Origin of the sequence: Symbiopectobacterium sp. (assembly GCF_051710365.1) — a bacterium.
GTDB lineage: Bacteria > Pseudomonadota > Gammaproteobacteria > Enterobacterales > Enterobacteriaceae > Symbiopectobacterium.
Genome location: NZ_JBPETA010000041.1, coordinates 1 through 22,851 on the forward strand (window position 1 = coordinate 1; position 22,851 = coordinate 22,851).

26 protein-coding genes, 1 pseudogene and 1 riboswitch are annotated in these 22,851 nt (G+C 53.7%); of the genes and pseudogenes, 22 read left to right on the top strand and 5 right to left on the bottom strand.

Going from position 1 to position 22,851, the window contains the following annotated elements:
• Positions 1–213 precede the first annotated feature (213 nt).
• Positions 214–699, bottom strand: a complete 486-nt coding sequence (locus tag ACTBDZ_RS06050) for a zinc ribbon-containing protein (RefSeq protein ID WP_438814640.1) — start codon at positions 697–699, stop codon at positions 214–216.
• A 284-nt stretch (positions 700–983) separates the two neighbouring features.
• On the opposite strand from ACTBDZ_RS06050, the gene leuS reads away from it, so the two are divergent.
• The 13 genes from leuS to lipA all read left to right on the top strand — a co-directional run bounded on the left by leuS (position 984) and on the right by lipA (position 14,765).
• The gene (leuS, locus tag ACTBDZ_RS06055; protein ID WP_438814641.1) at positions 984–3,566 is read left to right on the top strand and encodes a leucine--tRNA ligase; all 2,583 of its coding nucleotides are present in this window, start codon (positions 984–986) and stop codon (positions 3,564–3,566) included.
• Positions 3,567–3,580: 14 nt separating this feature from the next.
• Positions 3,581–4,138 carry an LPS assembly lipoprotein LptE gene (gene lptE, locus ACTBDZ_RS06060; RefSeq protein WP_438814642.1) on the top strand — a complete coding sequence of 186 codons (558 nt, stop codon included), beginning with the start codon at positions 3,581–3,583 and terminating at the stop codon, positions 4,136–4,138.
• The gene (gene holA, locus ACTBDZ_RS06065; RefSeq protein WP_438814643.1) at positions 4,135–5,172 is read left to right on the top strand and encodes a DNA polymerase III subunit delta; all 1,038 of its coding nucleotides are present in this window, start codon (positions 4,135–4,137) and stop codon (positions 5,170–5,172) included. Before lptE ends, holA begins: the two co-directional genes overlap by 4 nt.
• A complete protein-coding gene (nadD, locus tag ACTBDZ_RS06070; RefSeq protein ID WP_438814644.1) occupies positions 5,165–5,821 on the top strand; it encodes a nicotinate-nucleotide adenylyltransferase in 657 nt (218 codons plus the stop codon). Before holA ends, nadD begins: the two co-directional genes overlap by 8 nt.
• 211 nt (positions 5,822–6,032) lie before the next feature.
• Positions 6,033–6,350 (top strand): ribosome silencing factor, encoded by a 318-nt coding sequence (gene rsfS, locus ACTBDZ_RS06075; RefSeq protein ID WP_264624159.1) that lies wholly within the window; start codon positions 6,033–6,035, stop codon positions 6,348–6,350.
• 1 nt (position 6,351) lies between these two features.
• A complete protein-coding gene (gene rlmH / locus ACTBDZ_RS06080) occupies positions 6,352–6,822 on the top strand; it encodes a 23S rRNA (pseudouridine(1915)-N(3))-methyltransferase RlmH (RefSeq protein ID WP_222159985.1) in 471 nt (156 codons plus the stop codon).
• A 34-nt stretch (positions 6,823–6,856) separates the two neighbouring features.
• Positions 6,857–8,761, top strand: a complete 1,905-nt coding sequence (mrdA, locus tag ACTBDZ_RS06085) for a peptidoglycan DD-transpeptidase MrdA (protein ID WP_438814645.1) — start codon at positions 6,857–6,859, stop codon at positions 8,759–8,761.
• 8 nt (positions 8,762–8,769) lie between these two features.
• A complete protein-coding gene (gene mrdB / locus ACTBDZ_RS06090; RefSeq protein WP_438814646.1) occupies positions 8,770–9,882 on the top strand; it encodes a peptidoglycan glycosyltransferase MrdB in 1,113 nt (370 codons plus the stop codon).
• 14 nt (positions 9,883–9,896) lie between these two features.
• Positions 9,897–11,003, top strand: a complete 1,107-nt coding sequence (rlpA, locus tag ACTBDZ_RS06095) for an endolytic peptidoglycan transglycosylase RlpA (protein ID WP_438814647.1) — start codon at positions 9,897–9,899, stop codon at positions 11,001–11,003.
• Positions 11,004–11,170: 167 nt separating this feature from the next.
• Positions 11,171–12,382: a D-alanyl-D-alanine carboxypeptidase DacA gene (dacA, locus tag ACTBDZ_RS06100; protein ID WP_438814648.1), complete on the top strand. Its 1,212-nt coding sequence runs from the start codon at positions 11,171–11,173 to the stop codon at positions 12,380–12,382.
• 135 nt (positions 12,383–12,517) lie between these two features.
• The gene (gene ybeD, locus ACTBDZ_RS06105) at positions 12,518–12,781 is read left to right on the top strand and encodes a DUF493 family protein YbeD (RefSeq protein ID WP_252319101.1); all 264 of its coding nucleotides are present in this window, start codon (positions 12,518–12,520) and stop codon (positions 12,779–12,781) included.
• A gap of 114 nt (positions 12,782–12,895) precedes the next feature.
• Positions 12,896–13,585 (top strand): lipoyl(octanoyl) transferase LipB, encoded by a 690-nt coding sequence (lipB, locus tag ACTBDZ_RS06110; protein ID WP_438814649.1) that lies wholly within the window; start codon positions 12,896–12,898, stop codon positions 13,583–13,585.
• A 214-nt stretch (positions 13,586–13,799) separates the two neighbouring features.
• Positions 13,800–14,765 carry a lipoyl synthase gene (gene lipA, locus ACTBDZ_RS06115; protein ID WP_438814650.1) on the top strand — a complete coding sequence of 322 codons (966 nt, stop codon included), beginning with the start codon at positions 13,800–13,802 and terminating at the stop codon, positions 14,763–14,765.
• 232 nt (positions 14,766–14,997) lie between these two features.
• On the opposite strand, the gene tatE is transcribed toward lipA, so the two are convergent.
• A complete protein-coding gene (gene tatE, locus ACTBDZ_RS06120) occupies positions 14,998–15,207 on the bottom strand; it encodes a twin-arginine translocase subunit TatE (protein ID WP_438814660.1) in 210 nt (69 codons plus the stop codon).
• Positions 15,208–15,654: 447 nt separating this feature from the next.
• A riboswitch (Fluoride riboswitch) is annotated at positions 15,655–15,716 on the top strand.
• Positions 15,717–15,791: 75 nt separating this feature from the next.
• Here tatE and crcB point away from each other — a divergent pair.
• Positions 15,792–16,175: a fluoride efflux transporter CrcB gene (crcB, locus tag ACTBDZ_RS06125; protein WP_438814651.1), complete on the top strand. Its 384-nt coding sequence runs from the start codon at positions 15,792–15,794 to the stop codon at positions 16,173–16,175.
• 53 nt (positions 16,176–16,228) lie between these two features.
• On the opposite strand, the gene cspE is transcribed toward crcB, so the two are convergent.
• Positions 16,229–16,438: a transcription antiterminator/RNA stability regulator CspE gene (gene cspE, locus ACTBDZ_RS06130; protein ID WP_222159976.1), complete on the bottom strand. Its 210-nt coding sequence runs from the start codon at positions 16,436–16,438 to the stop codon at positions 16,229–16,231.
• Positions 16,439–16,658: 220 nt separating this feature from the next.
• On the opposite strand from cspE, the gene ACTBDZ_RS06135 reads away from it, so the two are divergent.
• The 5 genes from ACTBDZ_RS06135 (at position 16,659) to ACTBDZ_RS06155 (ending at position 20,161) form a co-directional block, all read left to right on the top strand.
• Positions 16,659–17,357: an aspartate/glutamate racemase family protein gene (locus ACTBDZ_RS06135; RefSeq protein WP_438814652.1), complete on the top strand. Its 699-nt coding sequence runs from the start codon at positions 16,659–16,661 to the stop codon at positions 17,355–17,357.
• Between the two features lie 450 nt (positions 17,358–17,807).
• Positions 17,808–18,170 carry an ArsC family reductase gene (locus ACTBDZ_RS06140; RefSeq protein WP_438814653.1) on the top strand — a complete coding sequence of 121 codons (363 nt, stop codon included), beginning with the start codon at positions 17,808–17,810 and terminating at the stop codon, positions 18,168–18,170.
• A 1-nt stretch (position 18,171) separates the two neighbouring features.
• Positions 18,172–19,299, top strand: a complete 1,128-nt coding sequence (gene dapE, locus ACTBDZ_RS06145) for a succinyl-diaminopimelate desuccinylase (protein WP_438814654.1) — start codon at positions 18,172–18,174, stop codon at positions 19,297–19,299.
• Complete coding sequence (locus ACTBDZ_RS06150; RefSeq protein ID WP_438814655.1) at positions 19,296–19,970, top strand: M15 family metallopeptidase; 675 nt, start codon at positions 19,296–19,298, stop codon at positions 19,968–19,970. Before dapE ends, ACTBDZ_RS06150 begins: the two co-directional genes overlap by 4 nt.
• A gap of 2 nt (positions 19,971–19,972) precedes the next feature.
• The gene (locus tag ACTBDZ_RS06155; RefSeq protein WP_195314740.1) at positions 19,973–20,161 is read left to right on the top strand and encodes a YpfN family protein; all 189 of its coding nucleotides are present in this window, start codon (positions 19,973–19,975) and stop codon (positions 20,159–20,161) included.
• A 49-nt stretch (positions 20,162–20,210) separates the two neighbouring features.
• On the opposite strand, the gene ACTBDZ_RS06160 is transcribed toward ACTBDZ_RS06155, so the two are convergent.
• Both ACTBDZ_RS06160 and ACTBDZ_RS06165 read right to left on the bottom strand, forming a co-directional pair.
• On the bottom strand, positions 20,211–20,489 hold the full coding sequence (locus tag ACTBDZ_RS06160) for a LysR family transcriptional regulator substrate-binding protein (protein ID WP_438814656.1): 279 nt from the start codon (positions 20,487–20,489) through the stop codon (positions 20,211–20,213).
• Entirely contained in the window at positions 20,470–20,844 is a 375-nt protein-coding gene (locus ACTBDZ_RS06165) for a LysR substrate-binding domain-containing protein (protein WP_438814657.1), read from the bottom strand. The genes ACTBDZ_RS06160 and ACTBDZ_RS06165 overlap by 20 nt, the downstream gene beginning before the upstream one ends.
• A gap of 135 nt (positions 20,845–20,979) precedes the next feature.
• On the opposite strand from ACTBDZ_RS06165, the gene ACTBDZ_RS06170 reads away from it, so the two are divergent.
• The 3 genes and pseudogenes from ACTBDZ_RS06170 to ACTBDZ_RS06180 all read left to right on the top strand — a co-directional run.
• Positions 20,980–21,210 carry a CoA-transferase gene (locus tag ACTBDZ_RS06170; protein WP_438814658.1) on the top strand — a complete coding sequence of 77 codons (231 nt, stop codon included), beginning with the start codon at positions 20,980–20,982 and terminating at the stop codon, positions 21,208–21,210.
• The gene (locus tag ACTBDZ_RS06175; protein ID WP_438814659.1) at positions 21,210–21,842 is read left to right on the top strand and encodes a 3-oxoacid CoA-transferase subunit B; all 633 of its coding nucleotides are present in this window, start codon (positions 21,210–21,212) and stop codon (positions 21,840–21,842) included. The genes ACTBDZ_RS06170 and ACTBDZ_RS06175 overlap by 1 nt, the downstream gene beginning before the upstream one ends.
• A 10-nt stretch (positions 21,843–21,852) precedes the next feature.
• Positions 21,853–22,746, top strand: a pseudogene (locus ACTBDZ_RS06180) (acetyl-CoA C-acyltransferase); the annotation flags it as partial.
• Positions 22,747–22,851 lie beyond the last annotated feature (105 nt).

The window sequence follows — 22,851 nt, forward strand, 5'->3', positions numbered from 1 at the left end:
GCACGCCAATGGCAACATTACTTGATGGTAAACGGGTCTGGGCAGAAAAAAATCTGAACCAGATTTAATCTGACAGACACCTGTATAAATAACCGGTAACTGTCAGATCAGGTCTGAGCTAGTACAACTAAGCCATTATCCAGTATCGCAGCGCCTGACGTTGCGACGCGCGTTCCCGCGCAAGTGGGAACGCACTTCCCTTAAGCTAGCCCATCAGGGCTGAAAAGGCTGGCGCTGAAACTGATCGTGTTCGCACTTCGGACAACGAGGCAGCACTTCCGGCGTATAGAATGCCAAATGGTGATGGCAGTTTTCACACACCAAATTACCCAGCCCGACGACTTCGCTACTGTGGTAAACGCCGTGATGGCTGACATCTTTAAACCGCGCCCGCCATTCCAACTGGGTTTTATCCGTGATATCCACCAGCTCTTGCCACAGGCTCTCCTTGATAACACGCAGAAAGACGCTATCGGATAAATCCTCGTCCTGGCTATCCGTGTAACGCTGAGCAAATTCGGCCAAATCGCGCTCTACGGACTGAATAATATCTTCGCGTTCGCGGTGGGTGAGATCTTCGCTGTCGTGCAAGCTCTCCCGGGCGTGTTGGAGCATCTGAGTCAGATCGCGTTCACCGGCGCTTAAACGCGTCATGATGGAAGACATCAGCGCACGATAATGCCGGGCTTTCTTGTTCATGGTGCCTCCTGAATACGCGGATTGGTTAACATTGGCGGGGCAATGACGATACCTCTGTAGCTATCCCTCTCTATTTTAGACGGTTTTAAGCACTATTCTTACTCATTGCCTCTCTTTACCCCACTTTTTGCCAACTTTGCCGCTTGCACGCATAAATCAGCGCTTAAGGCATAGAGACGGTTGTTGCCAGCGTTGCTTATCAGCTATGCTATGCGGATCATTATGATGAATCGGAACACGCTACGGGTGTAGCGCTTCTTTACTAAATAGGACCCCTGGCAGCCATGCAAGAGCAATACCGCCCAGAAGAGATAGAAACTCGCGTCCAGCTTCACTGGCAAGAAAACAAAACGTTTAAAGTGACCGAAGAGCCCGGCAAGGAAAAGTACTACTGCCTTTCCATGCTCCCCTACCCTTCTGGCCGCCTACACATGGGGCACGTACGTAATTACACCATCGGTGACGTTATTTCCCGCTACCAACGCATGTTGGGGAAAAACGTCCTGCAACCGATCGGGTGGGACGCCTTTGGCCTGCCGGCGGAAGGTGCAGCGGTAAAAAACAACACCGCACCTGCCCCTTGGACCTATGCCAACATCGATTACATGAAAAACCAGTTGAAGCTGCTGGGCTTTGGCTATGACTGGGATCGTGAAGTCGCCACCTGCAAACCCGATTATTATCGCTGGGAACAATGGTTCTTCACCAAGCTGTATGAAAAAGGTCTGGTCTACAAGAAGACCTCGGCGGTGAACTGGTGCCCGAACGATCAGACGGTGCTGGCCAACGAACAGGTTATTGATGGCTGCTGCTGGCGCTGTGACAGCAAAGTGGAGCGTAAAGAGATTCCGCAGTGGTTTATCAAAATCACCGATTACGCCGATCAACTGCTCAACGATCTGGACACGCTGGAAAGCTGGCCGGAGCAGGTCAAAACCATGCAGCGCAACTGGATTGGCCGTTCGGAAGGGGTGGAAATCACCTTTGACGTAGCAGACAGCGCTGACAAGCTGACCGTTTACACCACGCGTCCGGATACCTTTATCGGTGCTACCTATGTCGCCATTGCCGCCGCACATCCGCTGGCGCTGCGCGCCGCCGCCACTAACCCGGCGTTGACCGCGTTTATCGATGAATGCCGTAACACCAAGGTTGCCGAAGCAGATATGGCGACCATGGAGAAAAAGGGCATGGCGACGGGCCTGTTCGTGGTGCATCCACTGACCGGCGAAAAACTGCCAGTGTGGGCGGCCAACTTCGTGCTGATGGATTACGGCACTGGCGCGGTGATGGCCGTTCCGGGCCACGACCAGCGCGACTGGGAATTTGCTACTAAATATCAGTTGACGATCAAACCCGTTATCCTGAACCTGGACGGCAGAGAACCCGATATCTCTGCGCAAGCCATGACCGAGAAAGGCGCACTGTTCAACTCAGGCGAATTCAGCGGTCTGGATCACGAGGCGGGCTTTAACGCCATTGCTGACAAGCTGGTCGCACTCGGCGTAGGCGCACGCAAAGTCAACTATCGCCTGCGCGATTGGGGCGTTTCCCGTCAGCGTTACTGGGGGGCGCCGATCCCGATGGTGACGTTGGAAGATGGCGCCGTTATCCCAACACCGGAAGATCAACTGCCAGTGATTCTGCCGGAAGACGTGGTCATGGATGGCATTACCAGCTTTATCAAAGCCGATCCCAACTGGGCGAAAACCACCGTTAACGGTCAGCCTGCGCTGCGTGAAACCGATACCTTCGATACCTTTATGGAATCCTCCTGGTACTACGCGCGCTACACCTGTCCGCAATACGATCAGGGTATGCTCGATCCGGCTGCGGCCAACTACTGGCTGCCGGTCGATCAATACGTGGGCGGTATCGAACACGCCATCATGCACCTGATGTATTTCCGCTTCTTCCACAAGTTGATGCGTGATGCTGGCCTGGTCACCTCCGATGAACCCGCCAAGCGCCTGTTGTGTCAGGGTATGGTGTTGGCTGATGCCTTCTACTACACCGGCAACAGCGGCGAACGTATCTGGGTATCACCGTCTGACGTCACCGTGGAACGCGATGACAAAGGACGCATCCTGAAAGCCTTCGATTCAGAAGGCCGCGAACTGGTGTACGCCGGGATGAGCAAGATGTCGAAATCGAAGAACAACGGTATCGACCCGCAGGTGATGGTAGAGAAATACGGTGCCGACACCGTGCGTCTGTTTATGATGTTCGCCTCTCCGGCAGAAATGACGCTGGAATGGCAGGAATCAGGGGTTGAAGGGGCTAACCGCTTCCTCAAGCGTGTGTGGAAACAGGTTTACGACCACACAGAAAAAGGCGCTACCGGTGCACTGGATGTGACCGCGCTGACCGAAGATCAGAAAGCACTGCGTCGCGACCTGCACAAAACCATCGCTAAAGTCACCGATGATGTTGGTCGTCGTCAGACGTTCAACACCGCTATCGCCGCTGTGATGGAACTGATGAACAAGCTGGCAAAAGCGCCGCAAGAGAGCGAGCAGGATCGCGCACTGACTCAGGAAGCAATGCTGGCCGTGGTGCGTATGCTGTACCCGTTCACACCGCACGCCAGCTTCACGCTGTGGCAGGCGCTGGGCGGCAATGGCGATATCGACACGGCCCCGTGGCCTGTTGCCGATGAAGATGCCATGGTGGAAGACTCCAAACTGGTCGTGGTGCAAGTGAACGGCAAGGTGCGCGGCAGAATTACGGTTGCTGCCGATGTCACGCAGGAGCAGGTTCAGGCGCGTGCCGCACAGGAACATCTGGTGGCAAAATACCTGGAAGGCGTTACAGTACGTAAAGTCATTTACGTTCCGGGCAAACTGCTTAACCTGGTTGTAGGTTAATCCAAGGAGGCACTGTGCGACATCGTTTATTCACGTTGTTGCTGGGGTTGGCGGTGCTGGTCACCGCCGGCTGCGGTTTTCATCTGCGTGGCACCACACAACTGCCCAGCGAATTGAAGGTATTAACGCTGACCAGTAACGATCCTTTTGGTCCGTTAACCCAAGCCATTCGCGATCAGCTACGTGCCAGTGATGTAAGAATCGAGGAAGACGCCGCGCGTCAGGATATCGCATCCCTGCGTATTCTCGGCTCCACGGAAGCCAGAGACACTGTCTCTATTTTCCAGGATGGGACCACCGCAGAGTACCAGTTGGTGCTGACCGTTCAGGCGCAGGTGCTGCTGCCGGGTGAAGATATTTATCCACTCTCGGTCACGGTGTTCCGCACCTTCTTTGATAACCCGCTCGCCGCGTTGGCAAAAGACGCCGAGCAGGACATCATACGTAAGGAGATGCGCCGTCAGGCTGCCGAGCAGTTAGTGCGTAAACTGGTGACCATCAACGGCAGTGATGAGGTGAAAAACCGCCAGCAACGTGCCACCGCCATCAGCGTTAACAACGGGCGTTCATGATCCGTATCTATCCGGAACAGCTTGCCGCGCAGCTCAATGAAGGGCTGCGCGCTTGCTATCTGCTGTTTGGCAACGACCCACTGTTGTTGCAGGAAAGCCTGGATATGCTGCGCCATCGCGCGCGTGAGCAGGGTTTCACCGAGCATTTCAGTTTCACACTAGATCAAAGCACCGATTGGGATGCTATTTTCAGCGTATGTCAGGCACTCAGCCTGTTCGCTTCACGGCAAAGTCTGCTGCTGCAACTGCCGGAAAACGGCCCCAACGCCGCCATGGCAGAAAATCTGGTCAAACTGGCTGGACTGCTGCATCAGGACGTATTGCCTATTCTACGCGGCAGCAAACTCACCAAAGCGCAAGAAAACAGCGCCTGGTATAAAGCACTGTCGCAGCATGGCGTGATCATCAACTGTTTAACACCGGAACAGGCGCAATTACCGCGCTGGGTGGCACAACGCGCCAAGCAACGCAAACTGCAACTGGATGATGCCGCCACGCAACTGCTGTGTTACTGCTATGAAGGCAATCTTCTGGCGTTGATGCAGGCGCTGGAACGTTTGTCACTGCTCTATCCTGACGGCAAGCTCACGCTGCCACGCGTTGAGCAGGCGGTAAACGATGCCGCGCACTTCACGCCCTTTCACTGGCTGGATGCCGTGCTGGCAGGCAAAAGCAAACGCGCCTGGCATGTGTTGCAACAGTTACAAGCAGAAGACAGCGAACCTGTGATCCTGCTGCGCACGCTGCAACGTGAGCTGACGCTGTTGGTGACCTTGCAGCGCAACATGGCGACAACACCGTTACGCACCCTGTTCGATCAGCATAAGGTGTGGCAAAACCGACGCACACTGCTCACTCAGGCACTCCAACGGCTCAATGGACGTCAGTTGCAGCAGGCCATGCACCTGCTGACGCGATTGGAATTGACGCTAAAACAGGGTTATGGCCAATCCATCTGGCCAGAAATGCAAACGCTGACGCTGTTATTGTGCGGCAAGGCGCTTGCGCCAGGTATGGTCAACGCCGATGAATAGCGCTACTCCCGCTGAACTGATCGCCTACTTCGGCGGCACCTTTGATCCCGTTCATTATGGGCATTTACGTCCAGTCACCGCGTTGGCGGATGAAATAGGCGTAACACGCATCACGTTGATGCCCAATAACGTACCGCCTCACCGCGAACAACCTGAAGCCACCGCGCAACAGCGCAAACGCATGGTGGAACTCGCCATCGCCGAGACGCCGTTATTCAGCGTGGATGACCGTGAATTGCAGCGCATCACGCCGTCTTACACCATTGATACCATGGAGATGATCCGCGCAGAAATGGGCGATAACATTCCGTTGGCCTTTATTATCGGCCAGGATTCGCTGCTTACATTACACGCCTGGCACCGTGGGCAAGACCTGCTCAAGGTGTGTCATCTGTTGGTCTGCGCACGCCCAGGTTACCGCACCACGTTGGACACGCCAGAACAGCAGGCGTGGCTGGAAGCGCACAGCGCTGAAAATGCCGCAGCTCTCCACACGCAGCCGCACGGATTGATCTATTTGGCGCACACGCCGCTGGTCACCGTCTCTGCCACGGATATTCGCCAGCGCCGTCAGAAGGGTGAACCCTGCGACGATTTGGTTCCCCCTGCCGTGCTGCATTTTATGGATGCTCACGACTTATACCGTTAACCCGCTTCCCACATACCACTCTCTCACCGGGCATGCTATACTCCGCCGCTGGTTTTTCAGTCCGGTAAAAAACGGTAAAGCGCGTTGTCTACGCCGCCAAATGGGTCGTTAATACCCTGAAACACCTGCGGTGCGTCACGCATGAACACGCAACCCTTTTTACCCCGCCGGAGCACATTTCTCCGGTTGAACCGCCAGGCAGGAGGAACCTTTGCAAGGCCAAGCACTCCAAGATTTTGTTATTGATAAAATAGATGATTTAAAAGGCCAGGATATCGTTGCGCTGAACGTGCGTGGCAAATCCAGCATTACCGACTGCATGATTATCTGCACCGGTACATCCAGCCGCCACGTTTCGTCTATCGCCGACCATGTGGTACAAGCCTCACGCGCTGCCGGAATGATCCCACTGGGTGTTGAAGGTGAGCAGGGCGCTGACTGGGTGGTTGTCGATCTCGGTGATGTGATGGTGCACGTGATGCAGGAAGAGAGCCGTCACCTGTACGAACTGGAAAAGCTGTGGAGCTAGCATGAGGCTGCAACTGGTCGCCGTTGGCACCAAAATGCCGGACTGGGTGCAGACAGGTTTTTCGGATTATCTGCGACGTTTTCCCAAAGACATGCCCTTCGAGCTCACGGAGATCCCTGCTGGTAAACGGGGAAAGAATGCGGATATCAAACGCATTCTCGAGCGCGAAGGAGAACTGATGCTGGCGGCAGTGGGGAAAGGTAACCGTATTGTGACACTGGATATTCCCGGTACGCCGTGGGAAACGCCGCAGCTTGCCAGCCAGTTGGAACGCTGGAAACAGGACGGGCGCGATGTCAGCCTGCTGATTGGCGGCCCGGAAGGGCTGGCCCCCGCTTGCAAAGCGGCGGCGGAGCAAAGCTGGTCGCTGTCACCGTTAACGCTGCCGCACCCGTTGGTGCGCGTATTGGTGGCCGAGAGCCTGTATCGGGCCTGGAGCATCACCACCAATCACCCTTACCATAGAGAGTAAGACTGTACGATGAAACACACGAAATAGTTGCCGGATGAAAACAGAACATAAACCCTTTCGTGATTATTCGGCGGAATCCGCCCTTTTCGTACGTCGTGCTTTAGTGGCGTTCATCGGTATTTTGCTGCTTTCCGGCGTGCTGGTGACCAATCTGTACCATTTGCAAGTGGTGCGCGTTGATGACTACCGTACACTCTCAAACGCAAACCGCATTAAGCTGGTGCCCATCGTGCCCAGCCGCGGCATCATTTACGATCGCAACGGCATTCCACTGGCACTCAACCGTACCATTTACCAGTTGGAACTGGTGCCGGACAAAGTTGATAACCTGCAAGATACGCTGGCTGCTCTAAAACCCATCGTCAATCTCACTGATGATGATCTGGAAAACTTCGAGAAAGAACGTAAACGCTCACGCCGCTTCACCTCCATTCCGGTCAAAACCGCCTTAAGCGACGTTGATGTCGCCCGTTTTGCTGTCAACCAGTACCGTTTTCCCGGCGTGGAAGTCAAAGGCTATCAACGCCGCTATTACCCATATGGCTCTGCCCTCACCCATGTCCTCGGATACGTATCAAAAATCAACGATAAAGACGTAGAGCGACTGAGTAAGGAAAAAAAAATTGCCGATTACGCCGCCACGCGCGACATCGGAAAACTGGGCATTGAGCGCTATTACGAAGATATTCTGCACGGTAAACCCGGTTATGAAGAGGTGGAAGTCAATAACCGTGGTCGCGTCATCCGTCAACTGCACGAGCAGCCGCCGCAAGCGGGTCAGGACATCTATCTCACCATCGATCTCAACCTGCAAATCTACGTTGAAAAACTGCTGGAAGGCAGTCGGGCAGCGGTGGTGATTATCGATCCACGCGATGGTGGCCTGCGCGCGCTGGTTTCCACCCCGAGCTACGATCCCAACCTGTTCGTTGATGGCATCTCAAGCAAAGACTATCGCGCACTGCTTAATGACCCTAACAAACCGTTGATCAACCGCGCCACCCAGGGGCTGTATCCTCCGGCGTCGACGGTGAAACCCTATATTGCCGCTTCTGCGTTAAGCGCCAATGTGATAATCCCCACCACCTCGCTGTTCGATCCCGGTTGGTGGCAATTACCGGGCTCAGAAAAACGGTTCCGCGACTGGAAAAAATGGGGCCATGGCCGTTTGAACGTGACCAAATCGCTGGAAGAATCTGCGGATACCTTCTTTTATCAGGTCGCTTATGACATGGGTATCGATCGCCTGGCAGAATGGATGAACAAGTTCGGCTACGGTGAATACACCGGTATCGATCTGGCGGAAGAGCGTTCCGGCAATATGCCCACGCGCGAATGGAAGCAAAAACGCTTCAAACGTCCTTGGTATCAAGGAGACACCATTCCGGTTGGCATTGGTCAAGGCTACTGGATTGCCACGCCGATTCAAATGGCGAAAGCACTGACGACGCTTATCAACGATGGTAACGTGAAAACACCGCACCTGCTTTATAGCGCTCGCAATAGCGGCGTCATCGTACCTTATCGTCAGCAAGAAGTATCACGACTTAGCGATGTGCGTGCCAGCTATTGGGAAATCGCCAAAGACGGGATGTACGGGGTTGCTAACCGTCAGAACGGCACTGCGCATAAATTTTTTGCCGATGCGCCCTATAAGATTGCAGCAAAAACCGGTACTGCGCAGGTGTTTGGCCTGAAAGAAAATGAAACCTACAATGCGCATAAAATCGCCGAACACCTGCGTGACCACAAACTGTTGACGGCATTTGCCCCCTATAACAACCCCAAAATTGCCATCTCAATCGTTTTAGAGAATGGCGGTGCAGGCCCTGCTATCAGCGCCTTGGTACGCCAGATGCTCGACCACATTATGCTGGGCGATAACAACACCGAATTGCCCGATGCGCCACCCGGCGCACCCGGTTCTGAAAGCGAGTAACCGCCGCCATGACTGAAAGCCAACAAAAAAGGTCGATTTGGACCAAGATGCATATCGACCTGCCCTTCCTGCTCTGTATTCTGGCGCTGCTGGGGTACAGCTTATTCGTGATGTGGAGCGCCAGCGGCCAGGATATCGGCATGATGGAGCGTAAAGCGGCACAGATAGCCATTGGCCTTACCGTGATGATCGCCATGGCGCAAATTCCGCCGCGCGTCTACGAAGGCTGGGCACCCTATCTCTATATCGTCTGTGTCATTCTGTTGATCATGGTGGATGTGTTCGGCCAGATCAGTAAAGGCGCACAGCGCTGGCTTGATCTTGGCTTTGTCCGTTTTCAGCCGTCAGAAATTGCCAAAATTGCCGTGCCGTTGATGGTAGCGCGCTTTATCAACCGTGATATGTGCCCACCGTCGCTGAAAAACACCGGGATCGCCCTAGTATTAATCTTTTTGCCGACCCTGCTGGTAGCGGCGCAACCCGATCTGGGCACGTCGATTCTGGTCGCGGCATCTGGCCTGTTTGTGCTTTTTCTCGCGGGCATGAGCTGGCGACTGATCGCCGTGGCGCTGGTGTTGCTTGCAGCGTTTATTCCCGTGCTCTGGTTCTTTCTGATGCACGATTACCAACGCGCCCGCGTGATGATGCTGCTCGATCCGGAAAGCGATCCGCTGGGGGCGGGCTACCATATTATTCAATCCAAGATTGCTATCGGCTCCGGGGGCTTGTCAGGTAAAGGCTGGCTACAAGGCACCCAGTCACAGCTTGAATTCCTGCCCGAACGCCATACCGACTTTATTTTTGCCGTATTGGCAGAGGAGTTGGGGTTGATTGGTGTGCTGGTTCTGATCGCCATGTATCTGTTTGTCATCATGCGCGGTCTGGTAATTGCCGCCAATGCCCAAACCTCGTTTGGCCGGGTGATGGTCGGCGGCTTGATTCTCATTCTGTTTGTCTATGTTTTTGTTAACATCGGTATGGTGAGCGGCATATTGCCCGTGGTCGGGGTGCCGCTCCCGCTTATCAGTTACGGCGGCTCGGCGTTGGTGGTGTTGATGGCAGGGTTTGGCATTGTGATGTCAATCCACACGCACCGTAAGATGCTCTCGAAAAACTTATAAAGTGAGGTAAACACATGCGTAAGGACTGGCTTTGGGTCGGCATCGTCACCTTGATGCTTGCAGCCTGTACCACCACGGAAGCCCCGCGCGCGCCGATTACGCCGACCCCGGCTTATAATGGTCCGGTGGAAGAGATTGGCGGAGCCGAGCCGCGCTATGAGCCCTATAATCCGAGCACGTTGCAGGATTACACCATCAAGGGAAAAACCTACAAGGTGATCCAGAACGCGCAGAACTTCTCCGAGGTCGGTCTGGCAACCTGGTACGGCGCTGAAGCCAACGGGAATCGTACCTCTACCGGCGAAATCTTCGATCCCAACGCCATTACTGCTGCGCACCCCACGCTGCCATTACCCAGCTATGTCCGCGTGACAAACCTGAGCAACGGCCGCCGTCTGGTGGTTCGTGTGAACGATCGCGGCCCGTATACGCCGGGCAGAATCATCGATCTGTCCAAGGCGGCTGGCGATCGTCTCAATATATCCAACAATACCAAAGTGAAAGTTGAAGCGATCGTGGTCGCGCCGGATGGCACGTTCTCCGGGCCAGGCACTATTGGGACAACCGTCGCCAAACAGAGTTTTGCCCTACCCGATCGCCCGAACCTCGGTGCCAGAGGATTGGGTACGCCCATGATGGAAACCAGCGCGCCGACAGCCATCGCCAGCAGGCCCGTCAGTAACAGCGCTCTCGGTGTGCAAAATAACAGCGACATGCCAGCCAGCAGCACCAGTGCGCGCCCAAGCGGATTTCTGGGTGCTCCTACCGCCCTGCGTTCTGGCGTATTGGAAGATACCCATGCCGCTACGCCTGTGACCAGCGCGCCAGCAACCACAGCAGCGCGCCCGCTTGCCGTGACGCCCGCAGCGACACCGATTGGCAACAGTAACGGACGCTATCTGGTTCAGGTTGGGGCGCTAAGCGACCCACAGCGTGCGCAAACCTGGCTGAAAAGCCTGAGTGAACGCTTCCACGTGACGGGAAAAGTGACGCCCAGCAACGGGTTGTATCGCGTTCAGCTTGGCCCTTTTCAAAACCGCCAACAGGCCACTGACCTTCAGCAGCGTTTGGCAACAGAAGCGCAGCAGCACGCCTTTGTCACGGCGGCAGACGCGCAATAATCCTCTCGCGCCCCTGTCCGCCGCCTGTTAACGTGCGGGCATGGGGTTGTTACGCCATTCTGCTTTAGCAAAATCACGTAACGGAATGTCTGGTGCCGCGCTATGGCGCATCTGCTATAGTACGGCTCGTTTTTTAACTTCACTCCACGGATGTTGTAGTTCCAATCATGAATATTGTTATCACGTCTCGTTTCACCTTAGGTACAGCGCTGGGCACGCTGCTTGCCGTCAGCGTTGCCACAACGGCCCATGCGGAAGACGTCAATCTCAAGACGATGATCCCCGGCGTACCACAAATCGACGCCGAGTCGTACATCCTGATTGATTACAACTCTGGCAAAGTGTTGGCAGAAATGAATGCCGATGCGCGCCGCGATCCCGCAAGTCTGACCAAAATGATGACCAGTTATGTTATCGGTCAGGCGCTGAAATCCGGCAAGATCACCCAGAATGACATCGTAACCGTCGGCAAAGATGCCTGGGCAACCGGCAACCCGACCTTTCAGGGCTCGTCGCTGATGTTCCTGAAACCGGGCGATCGCGTACCGGTTTCACAACTCAGCCGCGGCATCATTCTCCAATCAGGTAATGATGCTTGCGTTGCGATGGCTGATTATGTGGCGGGTAGCCAGGATGCCTTCGTTAGCCTGATGAACAACTATGTGAAAGCATTGGGTTTGCAGAACACCAATTTCCAGACCGTGCACGGCCTGGATGCGCCGGGGCAACACAGCTCCGCGCGTGATATGGCGCTTATTGGCCAGGCGTTGATTCGCGATGTGCCAGACGAGTACGCCATTTATAAAGAAAGAGAGTTCACCTTTAACAACATCAAACAGACCAACCGTAATGGCCTGTTGTGGGACAGCAGCCTGGCCGTGGACGGCATCAAAACCGGCCACACCAATGCGGCAGGTTACAATCTGGTTGCCTCGGCCACTGAAGGTCAAATGCGCTTGATCTCGGTAGTGATGGGCGGACGCACCTTCAAAGGTCGTGAAACCGAGAGCAAAAAGCTGCTCACCTGGGGTTTCCGTTTCTTTGAAACCGTTGCACCGCTGAAAGCCGGCAAAGAGTTTGCGTCTGAGCCCGTCTGGTTCGGTGATAGCGACAGAGTTTCCCTGAGCGTGGAAAAAGATGCCTACCTCACCATTCCGCGCGGTCGGATGAAAGATCTGAAAGCCAGCTACGTGCTCAATAACACGGAACTGCACGCACCGCTGAGCAAGAACCAGGTGGTTGGCACCATCAACTTCCAACTTGATGGCAAAACCATTGAACAACGTCCGCTGGTCGTGATGAATGAAGTCAAAGAAGGTGGCATCTTTGGCCGTCTGTTTGACTACATTCGCCTGATGTTCCATCGCTGGTTGGGCTAAGCCCTTGGGTTAACCATTTTTGGCCCCATATTCAGAGATGATTACTCCCGCTGCGGCGGGAGTTATACTTTATGTTGAACCAAACGCTATTGAACAGCGACGATCAGCATGGGCACCGATCCATCTGGAGAACACATGAAAACCAAACTCAACGAACTGCTCGAATTTCCCTGCTCATTCACCTACCGGGTGATGGGACACGCGCAGCCAGAATTGGTAGACCGCGTTGTCGAAGTGGTGCAACGCCATGCGCCGGGCGACTATAGCCCGCAGGTCAAACCGAGTAGCAAAGGCAATTACCATTCGGTTTCCATCACCATTACCGCCACGCACATTGAGCAAGTCGAGACGCTCTATGAAGAGCTGGGCGCTATCGATATCGTGCGCGTCGTGCTGTAAGGGCATGACGCCTGCCCGACCGGATAATCTCGGGAAAATGTGTTTCAGTGCTGTTCGCTGGCGCTTCCCGCGACTATAATCGGCTCCATTGTTTTCCTTAACCTGAAGATCACGATGTTGCTACAGGATAAGATCATCGTACGTCAGCTTGGCGTACAACCTTATGAGCTAGTCTCATTGGCGATGCATCAGTTTACCGATTTGCGTGACACACAGAGCGCGGATGAGCTTTGGTTGGTGCAGCACCCTCCCGTTTTTACCCAAGGTCAGGCAGGCAAGGCAGAGCATCTGCTCACTACCGGCGATATTCCAGTGATTCAAAGCGATCGCGGCGGTCAGGTGACCTATCATGGGCCGGGCCAGCAAGTGATGTATGTGCTGGTGGATTTAAAACGCCAAAAAGTGGGCGTGCGGGAACTGGTCACCGCCATTGAAAATACGGTGGTCGGTACACTGGCACAGTTCGGTATCACCGCTCATGCCCGCGCTGATGCGCCGGGTGTGTATGTGCAGGAATCCAAAATATGTTCACTCGGGCTACGCATTCGCAAAGGCTGCTCTTTCCATGGGCTGGCACTCAACATCAATATGGACCTGACACCGTTCCTGCGTATTAACCCGTGCGGCTATGCGGGCGTGGTGATGACGCAGGTCAGCCAGCACGTACCCGGCGTGGAAGTGGCAGATGTCGCCCCGCTATTGGTAGCGACCTTTATGCAACAACTTGGCTACACGCAACAATCGGCGCTGGTATGGGATTGGGCCACTCAGGGTGCGCCCGTACCGCGCAGTATATCGGCGTGAAATGGTGCCATTGGGTTTATGCCTATCGGTGCCAAATCACATTCCGTTTACATTATTTATGCATTTGTGCGACGTAAAGGCTGAATGTCAGACAGCAAAGATGGTATAATTTTTTATAGTTTTTAAAAAAAAGTTTAATTAGAAACATAATCCATTGAATCATAGAACTTAAATCATGATTCAACCTGTGATTCAGAACTGGAACCTGGCTATCATGAGTAAACCGATTCAGATGGAACGCGGCGTTAAATACCGCGATGCAGACAAAATGGCACTCATCCCGGTACGCACCGTCGTCACTGAGCGGCAGGAGCTACTGCGTAAACCTGAATGGATGAAAATCAAGTTACCTGCCGATTCCAGCCGTATTCAGGGCATCAAGGCGGCCATGCGCAAAAACGGCCTGCATTCTGTCTGTGAAGAAGCCTCCTGCCCGAATCTGGCCGAATGTTTCAACCACGGTACAGCAACCTTCATGATTCTGGGTGCCATTTGTACCCGCCGCTGTCCGTTCTGCGACGTGGCACACGGCCGCCCGGTAACGCCCGATGCCAATGAGCCAGAGAAACTGGCGCAGACCATCCATGACATGGGGTTGCGCTACGTGGTTATCACCTCCGTAGACCGGGATGACCTACGTGACGGCGGCGCACAGCACTTCGCTGACTGCATCGCCGCTATCCGCCGTAAAAACCCACATATTCGCATTGAGACGCTGGTACCCGATTTCCGCGGCCGTATGGATAAGGCGCTGGATATCCTGAACGTGACGTCGCCGGATGTGTTCAACCACAACCTGGAAAACGTACCGCGCCTTTACCGTCAGGTACGCCCTGGTGCCAACTATGAATGGTCATTGAAGCTGCTTGAGAACTTTAAAGCCTCTCACCCTGAAATTCCGACTAAATCCGGCCTGATGGTTGGGTTGGGGGAAACCAATGCAGAGATTGTTGAAGTAATGCGTGACCTGCGCCGCCACGGCGTCACCATGTTGACGTTAGGGCAATACTTGCAGCCTAGCCGTCATCACCTGCCAGTGAAACGCTATGTGAGTCCGGAAGAGTTCGATGAAATGAAAGCCGAGGCAATGGCGATGGGCTTTACCCACGCAGCCTGCGGCCCGTTCGTGCGTTCGTCGTATCACGCCGACCTGCAAGCGAAAGGCATTGAGGTTAAGTAAGCACGTCGAGTGTAACAATATTTAGTTACACATTGGCCCTATCAATGGCGTACTTATCGCAAAAGGACGGCCATCCACCTCCGTCATTCCCGCGCATGCGGGAATCTCGTGCAGAAAAGACACGTCTATTCTCGCAGAGAGCCCCGGCTTGCGCCGAGGATGACAAGGCGTAAAGTGACGTTGCCTGCACGCTGAAGGGCGGCCAACAGGCCGCCCTTTTTCATTAAGACGATCAGTCCTTGTTATGACGAATTTCACCGGCAGGTGCTGCATCATCCCCTGCGGTGGTCGGTTTCACTGACTGATCGTCATTCATCGCTTTCTTGAACCCTTTGATTGCTGCACCCAAGTCGCCGCCCAGCGAGCGCAGTTTATTGGTGCCGAACAGCAATACGATCAGCGCGGCAATCACCAACAGTTTGGCAATGCTAATACCTTCCATCACACACCTACCTGATTACGAATACTGGAATACCAGCGAATAAAAACGATATTTCTTATTTATGCTTGCGACAGCGCGAACACAAAATCCATTTGTAACAAAATTAGACCCTACTGTTGATACGCCTATTGCCAGTGCTTGAATCCAGATACCTATATACCCTAAATAATTCGAGTTGCAGGAAGGCGGCAAGTGAGTGACAAATTTGTCTGGAACAAATTTGAACAGCGCTTGCGCTGACCCGCAGGGTGAACCTCAGGGATGAGGTTCATTCATCCCGATGAGCTTACTCAAGTAAGTGATTCGGGTGACAAATCTGCCGGAAGCAGATTTGAACGCTGCGTGCGTCGGCCTCGGAAGAGGTGAGGCACAGGGATGGGCCGAATAACGAGTGCCGCCAACGCATCTGCAACTTGAAGTATGACGGGTATAGCCGCTACACTGTTTTTGTCACATGGAGATGGCATTCCTCCCTAACCGCCCTTTGGGCTGATGATGCCTACGTACGCCTCAGAGCAGGCGCGTAGGGATCTGCCCGCTCTGAATCACTTTCAACGTAAAATAATGCACAACACGAGGTCATTATGTGGATGATGTTTCTTGCCGTGTTTATCGGCGGCGGAGCGGGAAGCGTTGCCCGGTGGGCATTGGGAATGCGCTATAACACCACAGCGGTGTCAGTACTGCCTGTGGGTACGCTGATGGCAAACCTGATCGGGGCTTTTGTCATCGGTGGTGCCCTCGCCTATTTTGCCCGTCATGCGGAGTTACCGCCACATTGGAAACTGCTGATAACGACCGGGCTGTGTGGCGGATTAACCACATTTTCCACCTTTTCGGCGGAGACGTTTCTGTTTATCAATCAGGGCCAGCTCTCAGCGGCTGCCATCAACATTCTGTGTAATCTGGCAGGCTCACTGCTCATGACTGCGCTGGCATTCGCACTGGTCAACTGGCTGGTATCCTGACAACAGGATAAAAAAAACCCGCCATAAGGCGGGTTTTCAAAAAATCGGTATTATTAAATAGCGATAACGTTAGCCGCAGATGGGCCTTTAGCACCGTCAGTGATTTCAAACTCTACGCGCTGACCTTCAGCCAGAGTTTTGAAGCCATTGCTCATGATTGCAGAGAAGTGTACGAATACATCTTTGCTGCCGTCTTCCGGAGTGATGAAACCAAAACCTTTGGACTCATTGAACCACTTAACGCTACCTTTAATCTTAGACATCAAACTTACCTTTAACATGAATGAAAGACACAAAATGTGTGTCCGGTACAGTACAGCAATTAGTAACGCATTTGTCCAGTTGAACTTGGATAAAAAGTGATGAAAATCGCTAAATATGCGCTCCGATTTACAAATAGTTTGAAATGAGACACCTTTGTTACCGTTTTCTCCCCACACATTGTGTCGGGCAACCGCAAATGACCCACAGGATAAACGAACAATGAAAACCCTTGGATTGATCGGTGGCATGAGTTGGGAATCCACCGTGCCCTACTACCACCTTATTAACGAACGCGTTCAACAGCGTCTGGGAGGTTTGCACTCAGCAAAACTGATACTGCACAGCGTAGATTTTCATGATATCGAGCAACTCCAGGCACAAGGCGCATGGGAGCAGGCCGCACAGCGGCTTTCTGAAATCGCCCTCGGGCTACGTCAGGCAGGCACAGAAGCGATCGTCATCTGCACCAACACCATGCACAAGGTGGCCGACCAGGTAGAAAGCGCCAGTCAATTACCGGTATTGCATATCGCCGATGCCACTGCCGACAGTCTGAAACAGCGTAACATGACGCGCGTCGGCTTATTGGGTACTCGCTATACCATGGAGCAGGATTTCTACCGTGGTCGCTTACGAGAGCGCCACGGCATTGATGTCATCATTCCGCAACCCGATCAGCGAGACGAGATCAATCGTGTCATTTACGACGAGTTATGCCGCGGCGTATTGCTCGACCGTTCACGGGAAGCATTTAGCATCATTATCGATAGGCTTGCCCTGCAAGGTGCTGAAGGAGTGATTCTCGGCTGCACCGAAATTCCCCTTTTAATCCATCAATCTGATACAAAAATTCCTCTTTTTGATACCAGCTATCTGCACGCCATTGCTGCGGCAGATTATGCATTAGAAAATAACTAATTGATATGTATTAATAAATAGTGTAATCATTGTTTTAAATCACAATTTCCTGAGTAAAACACTCAAGATTTCCTCATTTTATCCATGAAAAAAGGCAGTCAGAACGTTCTGACTGCCTTTGCATTGGGTGGAATGTTGTTCCTGGTTCTGTACTCAAATCTATCAATGGGAAAAACTAGGTAACCGATAATTATTTTTTACGTAGCATTTCTTCAATGAAGTCTTTCCAGTGACGCACTTCTACTTCTATCATCATGTCCCCTTGGTGATTAACTGCGACCAGTATACGCCCACTTTTTAACCAGCGAAACGTTTTCCTGTCTAATAAAAAGCGAACAAGATCCCATTCTGAGCAGATTGCATTGGTGGATCTCCCCGCCATTTTTCGGCATGCTGACACATTCACCTGCCGCCTTAATGGCCTCCCGATGAGAAAGGACTGTTATCACCATGACGCTGATGATGTACGGTATCAAAAACTGCGATACCATCAAAAAAGCACGACACTGGCTGGAAGCGCATCAGATTGCCTATCAGTTTCATGATTACCGTGTCGATGGGTTGGAGCATGCGCAGTTAACCGCTTTTATCCGTCTTACCGGTGATTGGCAACCGTTGCTCAATACGCGCGGGACCACCTGGCGTCAGTTAAGCGACGCCGAGCGCGCCGCCGTCATCGATGTCGAAAGCGCCATTACGCTGCTGTTGGCCCATCCAGCTTTGATCAAACGCCCGCTGCTGGTGAGCGAGGAGCGCGCCCTGTTAGGCTTCAATGCCGAAAGTTATCACGCCTTTACCGCGGAGAAAGAGTGAGATGTCCTGCCCCGTTTTAGAACTTGCACAACAATTGATTAAACGCCCATCGCTCAGCCCGCGCGATGAAGGGTGTCAGGCACTGCTGATTGAACGTCTGAAAGCGGTGGGTTTTTCCATTGAAAAAATGGATTTCGGCGATACCGAGAATTTCTGGGCATGGCGCGGTGAAGGCAAAACGCTGGCGTTTGCCGGGCATACTGATGTGGTTCCGAGCGGTGATGCCAGCCACTGGCAGCACCCACCGTTTGAACCCACCCTGCGCGATGGTTTTTTGTATGGACGTGGCGCAGCAGACATGAAAGGGTCAGTTGCAGCCATGGTGGTGGCCGCCGAGCGGTTTGTACAGGCGAACCCCCATCATCAGGGCCGCCTGGCGTTTCTGATCACCTCAGATGAAGAAGCCAGTGCGGTGAACGGCACGGTGAAGGTGGTCGAGGCGTTGATGGCACGTAATGAGCGCTTGGATTACTGTCTGGTGGGCGAACCCTCCAGCACCAGCAAACTGGGCGACGTGGTGAAAAACGGGCGTCGTGGCTCTATCACCGCCAATCTGACGGTACACGGGGTACAAGGCCACGTGGCCTATCCGCATCTGGCCGACAACCCGGTACATCGCGCCATGGAAGCCCTGAATGAATTGGTGGGCACCGAATGGGATCAGGGTAATGCCTTTTTTCCTCCCACCAGCATGCAAATTGCCAATATCAATGCGGGCACTGGCAGCAATAACGTGATCCCCGGCGAGCTGTTTGTGCAGTTTAATTTCCGCTTCAGCACCGAGTTGACGGACGACGTGATTAAAGCGCGCGTCGCCGCTCTGCTGGATCGCCATCAGCTTAACTACACGCTGAACTGGAACCTCTCTGGCCAACCATTTTTAACACCTCCTGGGGATCTGGTCGATGCCGTAGTGACCGCCGTTGAGCATTACAGCGAAATCACCCCAGAGTTGCTGACCAATGGCGGTACGTCGGATGGGCGCTTTATCGCGCAGATGGGCGCGCAGGTGGTAGAACTTGGCCCGGTAAACGCCACCATCCATAAAGTGGACGAATGCGTCAGCGCCGCGGATCTGCAATTACTGAGCCGTATTTATCAACGCATTATGGAGCAGCTCATCGCATGATGACGCACGCTATGCTCACGGGGAAAACCCGTGAGCACCTTGTCCCGCTCGGTGAGGCGCACAGCCTGCAACCGGCCGCTCTCAACGCCTTTACGGGCTTACAGCAGGCGGCTGCGCGTGATGGCTTTCAGTTACAGCCCGCCAGCACCTTTCGTGACTTTGCCCGCCAGCGCCACATCTGGAATCAAAAATACAACGGCGAGCGCCCGTTGCTGGATAAAAACAGCCAGCCGCTGGTAGCAGCAGCGCTTTCCGTGGCGGAACGCTGTGCCGCGATATTGCGCTGGTCTGCCCTGCCGGGCGCTAGCCGCCATCACTGGGGCACCGAGCTTGATATCTACGATCCGTCACGCCTGCCTCGAGGGGCTCGTCTGCAACTGGAGCCGTGGGAATATGAGGCGGGCGGCTATTTCGCTGAACTGAACGACTGGCTTACTGTGCGTATGGCGCAGTTCGATTTTTACCGACCTTTTGCCCACGATCGCGGCGGCGTTGCTGTGGAACCCTGGCACATCAGCTACCAGCCCTTGTCCAGACCGGCGGCGCAACAGTTGACACCAGAGGTTATTCTGGAAGCCTGGCAACATGAAGATATCGCGGGGAATGCCTGGCTACGCCCGCATCTGCCTGATATTTTTTCCCGCTTTATCATGAATATCGATGAGGATTGAACATGTCCTGGCTGGCTGACTACTGGTGGGTGATTCTGATTATTCTGGTTGGTATGGTGATTAACGGCATGAAAGAACTGAGCCGCCTCGACCATAAACGCTTTCTCAAGAATAAACCGGAACTGCCTCCGCACAGAGACAACAACGCCGAGTGGGATAAAGAAGATGACTGGCCGGAGAAAAAACCCTGATGCGTTTCTCTTCCAGCCAGTTGCCTGCGAACCATTTTTGAACCAATAGTCAGGGCGCTGAGCGCGGAGTGAAACTCTCCGCTTTTTCCAGCAGAAATTCATAGAACTCTTTGGCACACTGCGACAACTGTCGCTCTTTGTCGGTCATCAGATAGATGCCGCGCTGTAGCGACAGATCGCGAAACGGCACAATCGCGATATCCTTGTGCTGAAACTGAAACAGCGTCAGACCGGTCACAATGCTCACACCATAGTTGGCTGCGACCAGCCCCATCATGGTGGTCAGTTGGCGCACTTCAAGCACGTAGTTAAAGCTGTGCGGTGCCATTAGTTGATCGGTGTACTTGACGGATGCTGGTCCCTTGAGAGAAGCCCACAAAGGCGTGCTGCGCCACTTCGGCAACGTCAACGCTCTGGCGCTGTGCCAGAGGGTGATTGCGGTGGCAAATCAGGAAAAACTCATCGGCAAACAGCATTCGGGAACTGAACGTGCCCGGAGAAGGCTGACCTGCGGTTAATGCCAGATCCGCGCGTCCGTCCAGAATGGCTTTCAGGCAGCGATCCCACTGCGTATCCAACAACTCAACCTTGATATCAGGATGTGCACGATGGTGCTGTGCCAGCACCTGCGGCAACCATTCCACCGCCATTGAGGGCAACACCGCCAATACAATTTTGGTCACGTATTCAATGAGTGTATTGCTACATAGTCTGGCATGCAAAAAAGGTGTTTAAAACCAGCCTGAATGCATGAAGAGAACATAGAGCATGAATACTATTTTTATTGCGGAGCAACACATTGAATACGTGACCATTTATTGGAATTACCGTTAAAAGCCGATCTTGCCATTATTCAGGCAAGCATCGCCGACACCCGTGGAAATCTGATTTATCACCTTACCGCCCGTAATTTTAATCCTCTGATAGCACTTGCCGCAGACAACGTTGTGGCGCAATGCGAACAGGTTATTCCTGTCAGCCAATTAGCGCCGGAATGCATTGTGACGCCTGCTGCACTGGTCGATCACCTTTATGTTGGAGAAAAATAATGGACGCTAAATCAATTATTGCTCGCCGCGTCGCGCTGGAGTTAAACGACGGCGACGTTGTGAATTTAGGGATTGGTCTGCCGACTCAGGTAGCCAACTACGTACCCGAAGCCATTGAAGTGACCTTCCAATCGGAAAACGGCTTTCTCGGTTTAGGTGCCATTACTGAAATCGATACCAATCTGGTTAACGCTGGTGGACAACCCTGCGGCATGGTGCCCGGCGCTGCGATGTTTGACAGCGCCTTCTCGTTCGCGCTGATCCGCGGTGGGCACGTCGATGTGTGCGTACTCGGCGGTTTACAGGTTGACGAACATGCCAACCTCGCCAACTGGGTGGTGCCCGGCATGGGCGGTGCCATGGATCTGGTGGTCGGTGCTAAAAAGGTGATCATTGCGCTGGAACACTGCGCCAAAAACGGTGCCCCCAAACTGCTGCATGAATGTACCTACCCACTTACCGCCGCCAACAAAGTCAGCATGGTGGTCACCGAACTGGCGGTATTTGAATTTATCGACCGGCAGATGGTGCTGCGCGAAATCAGCCCGGATATCACCCTCGACGAACTGCGCCAGAAGACAGAAGCCAACTTCATTGTCTCCGACGACCTGCAACCGTTAAAAGTCCACTAAGGAGACTCTGATGAACACACAAGATTCCGTTGTGATTGTAAGTGCCAAACGAACCGCGATCGGTAAATTCGCAGGCAGTCTGGCTACTACTTCCGCCGTTGAACTGGCAAGCGCCACGATTAAAGATAGCCTGTCATCCCTGCCGCAAGGCCTGAAGATTGATGAAGTGATGCTGGGCAATGTGCTGAGCGCCGGTTTGGGCCAAAACCCGGCTCACCAGGCGGGTCAGGCTGCCGGGCTCGGCATTGAAACCCCTGCCTTTACTGTCAGCAAAGTGTGCGGATCCGGCCTGAAGGCAGTGGCGCTCGGTGCACAATCCATCGTTGCGGGCGACAATCAGGTCTGTATCGCGGGCGGTATGGAAAACATGAGTGCAGCTCCTTACCTGCTGGAGAAAGCGCGTCAGGGTTACCGCATGGGCGATGGCAAATTAATCGATTCCATGATCAAAGACGGTCTGTGGTGCGCCTTCAATGACTACCATATGGGGATCACCGCCGAGAACATCGCCAAGCAGTACGGCTTTACGCGGGAAGATCAGGATGCTGTCGCTTTCGCGTCGCAGCAAAAAGCTGCCGCCGCGCAGGCCAGCGGTCGCTTTGAGGCTGAGATCACCCCGATTGCACTGCGCGTGAAAAAAGAGACGCGTATCTTCAATCAGGATGAGTTCGTGCGTGCCGATACCACGCTGGATTCACTGGGTAAACTGCACCCAGCTTTCCTGCCAGACGGCACCGTCACTGCGGGCAATGCCTCGGGAATTAACGATGCGGCAGCAACTCTGGTGCTGATGCGGGAATCCGAAGCTCGTCAGCAGGGTATCACGCCGCTGGCACGCATTCGCAGTTGGGCTTCAGCCGGTGTTCCGAGCGAAGTGATGGGATTAGGTGTATTAGTCGCGACTTGATCTGACACTGGACCTTGCAAGGTTGAGAGTTACCGGTTTTGATATGGGTGTCCAATCCTTATACAAAACACGAGGTAACTCTCATGATTCATACTAACAATC

Excerpts from the sequence above, each read along its gene's own strand:
- crcB (WP_438814651.1), top strand. The coding sequence starts at position 15,792 with ATGTGGATGATGTTTCTTGCCGTGTTTATCGGCGGCGGAGCGGGAAGC.
- ACTBDZ_RS06175 (WP_438814659.1), top strand. The coding sequence starts at position 21,210 with ATGGACGCTAAATCAATTATTGCTCGCCGCGTCGCGCTGGAGTTAAAC.
- holA (WP_438814643.1), top strand. The coding sequence starts at position 4,135 with ATGATCCGTATCTATCCGGAACAGCTTGCCGCGCAGCTCAATGAAGGG.
- ACTBDZ_RS06155 (WP_195314740.1), top strand. The coding sequence starts at position 19,973 with ATGTCCTGGCTGGCTGACTACTGGTGGGTGATTCTGATTATTCTGGTT.
- cspE (WP_222159976.1), bottom strand. The coding sequence starts at position 16,438 with ATGTCTAAGATTAAAGGTAGCGTTAAGTGGTTCAATGAGTCCAAAGGT.
- tatE (WP_438814660.1), bottom strand. The coding sequence starts at position 15,207 with ATGGAAGGTATTAGCATTGCCAAACTGTTGGTGATTGCCGCGCTGATC.
- ACTBDZ_RS06160 (WP_438814656.1), bottom strand. The coding sequence starts at position 20,489 with ATGGCACCGCACAGCTTTAACTACGTGCTTGAAGTGCGCCAACTGACC.
- ybeD (WP_252319101.1), top strand. The coding sequence starts at position 12,518 with ATGAAAACCAAACTCAACGAACTGCTCGAATTTCCCTGCTCATTCACC.
- lipA (WP_438814650.1), top strand. The coding sequence starts at position 13,800 with ATGAGTAAACCGATTCAGATGGAACGCGGCGTTAAATACCGCGATGCA.
- ACTBDZ_RS06140 (WP_438814653.1), top strand. The coding sequence starts at position 17,808 with ATGACGCTGATGATGTACGGTATCAAAAACTGCGATACCATCAAAAAA.
- rlpA (WP_438814647.1), top strand. The coding sequence starts at position 9,897 with ATGCGTAAGGACTGGCTTTGGGTCGGCATCGTCACCTTGATGCTTGCA.
- ACTBDZ_RS06135 (WP_438814652.1), top strand. The coding sequence starts at position 16,659 with ATGAAAACCCTTGGATTGATCGGTGGCATGAGTTGGGAATCCACCGTG.
- nadD (WP_438814644.1), top strand. The coding sequence starts at position 5,165 with ATGAATAGCGCTACTCCCGCTGAACTGATCGCCTACTTCGGCGGCACC.
- rlmH (WP_222159985.1), top strand. The coding sequence starts at position 6,352 with ATGAGGCTGCAACTGGTCGCCGTTGGCACCAAAATGCCGGACTGGGTG.
- ACTBDZ_RS06050 (WP_438814640.1), bottom strand. The coding sequence starts at position 699 with ATGAACAAGAAAGCCCGGCATTATCGTGCGCTGATGTCTTCCATCATG.
- leuS (WP_438814641.1), top strand. The coding sequence starts at position 984 with ATGCAAGAGCAATACCGCCCAGAAGAGATAGAAACTCGCGTCCAGCTT.
- lipB (WP_438814649.1), top strand. The coding sequence starts at position 12,896 with ATGTTGCTACAGGATAAGATCATCGTACGTCAGCTTGGCGTACAACCT.
- mrdA (WP_438814645.1), top strand. The coding sequence starts at position 6,857 with ATGAAAACAGAACATAAACCCTTTCGTGATTATTCGGCGGAATCCGCC.
- ACTBDZ_RS06150 (WP_438814655.1), top strand. The coding sequence starts at position 19,296 with ATGATGACGCACGCTATGCTCACGGGGAAAACCCGTGAGCACCTTGTC.
- dapE (WP_438814654.1), top strand. The coding sequence starts at position 18,172 with ATGTCCTGCCCCGTTTTAGAACTTGCACAACAATTGATTAAACGCCCA.
- mrdB (WP_438814646.1), top strand. The coding sequence starts at position 8,770 with ATGACTGAAAGCCAACAAAAAAGGTCGATTTGGACCAAGATGCATATC.
- dacA (WP_438814648.1), top strand. The coding sequence starts at position 11,171 with ATGAATATTGTTATCACGTCTCGTTTCACCTTAGGTACAGCGCTGGGC.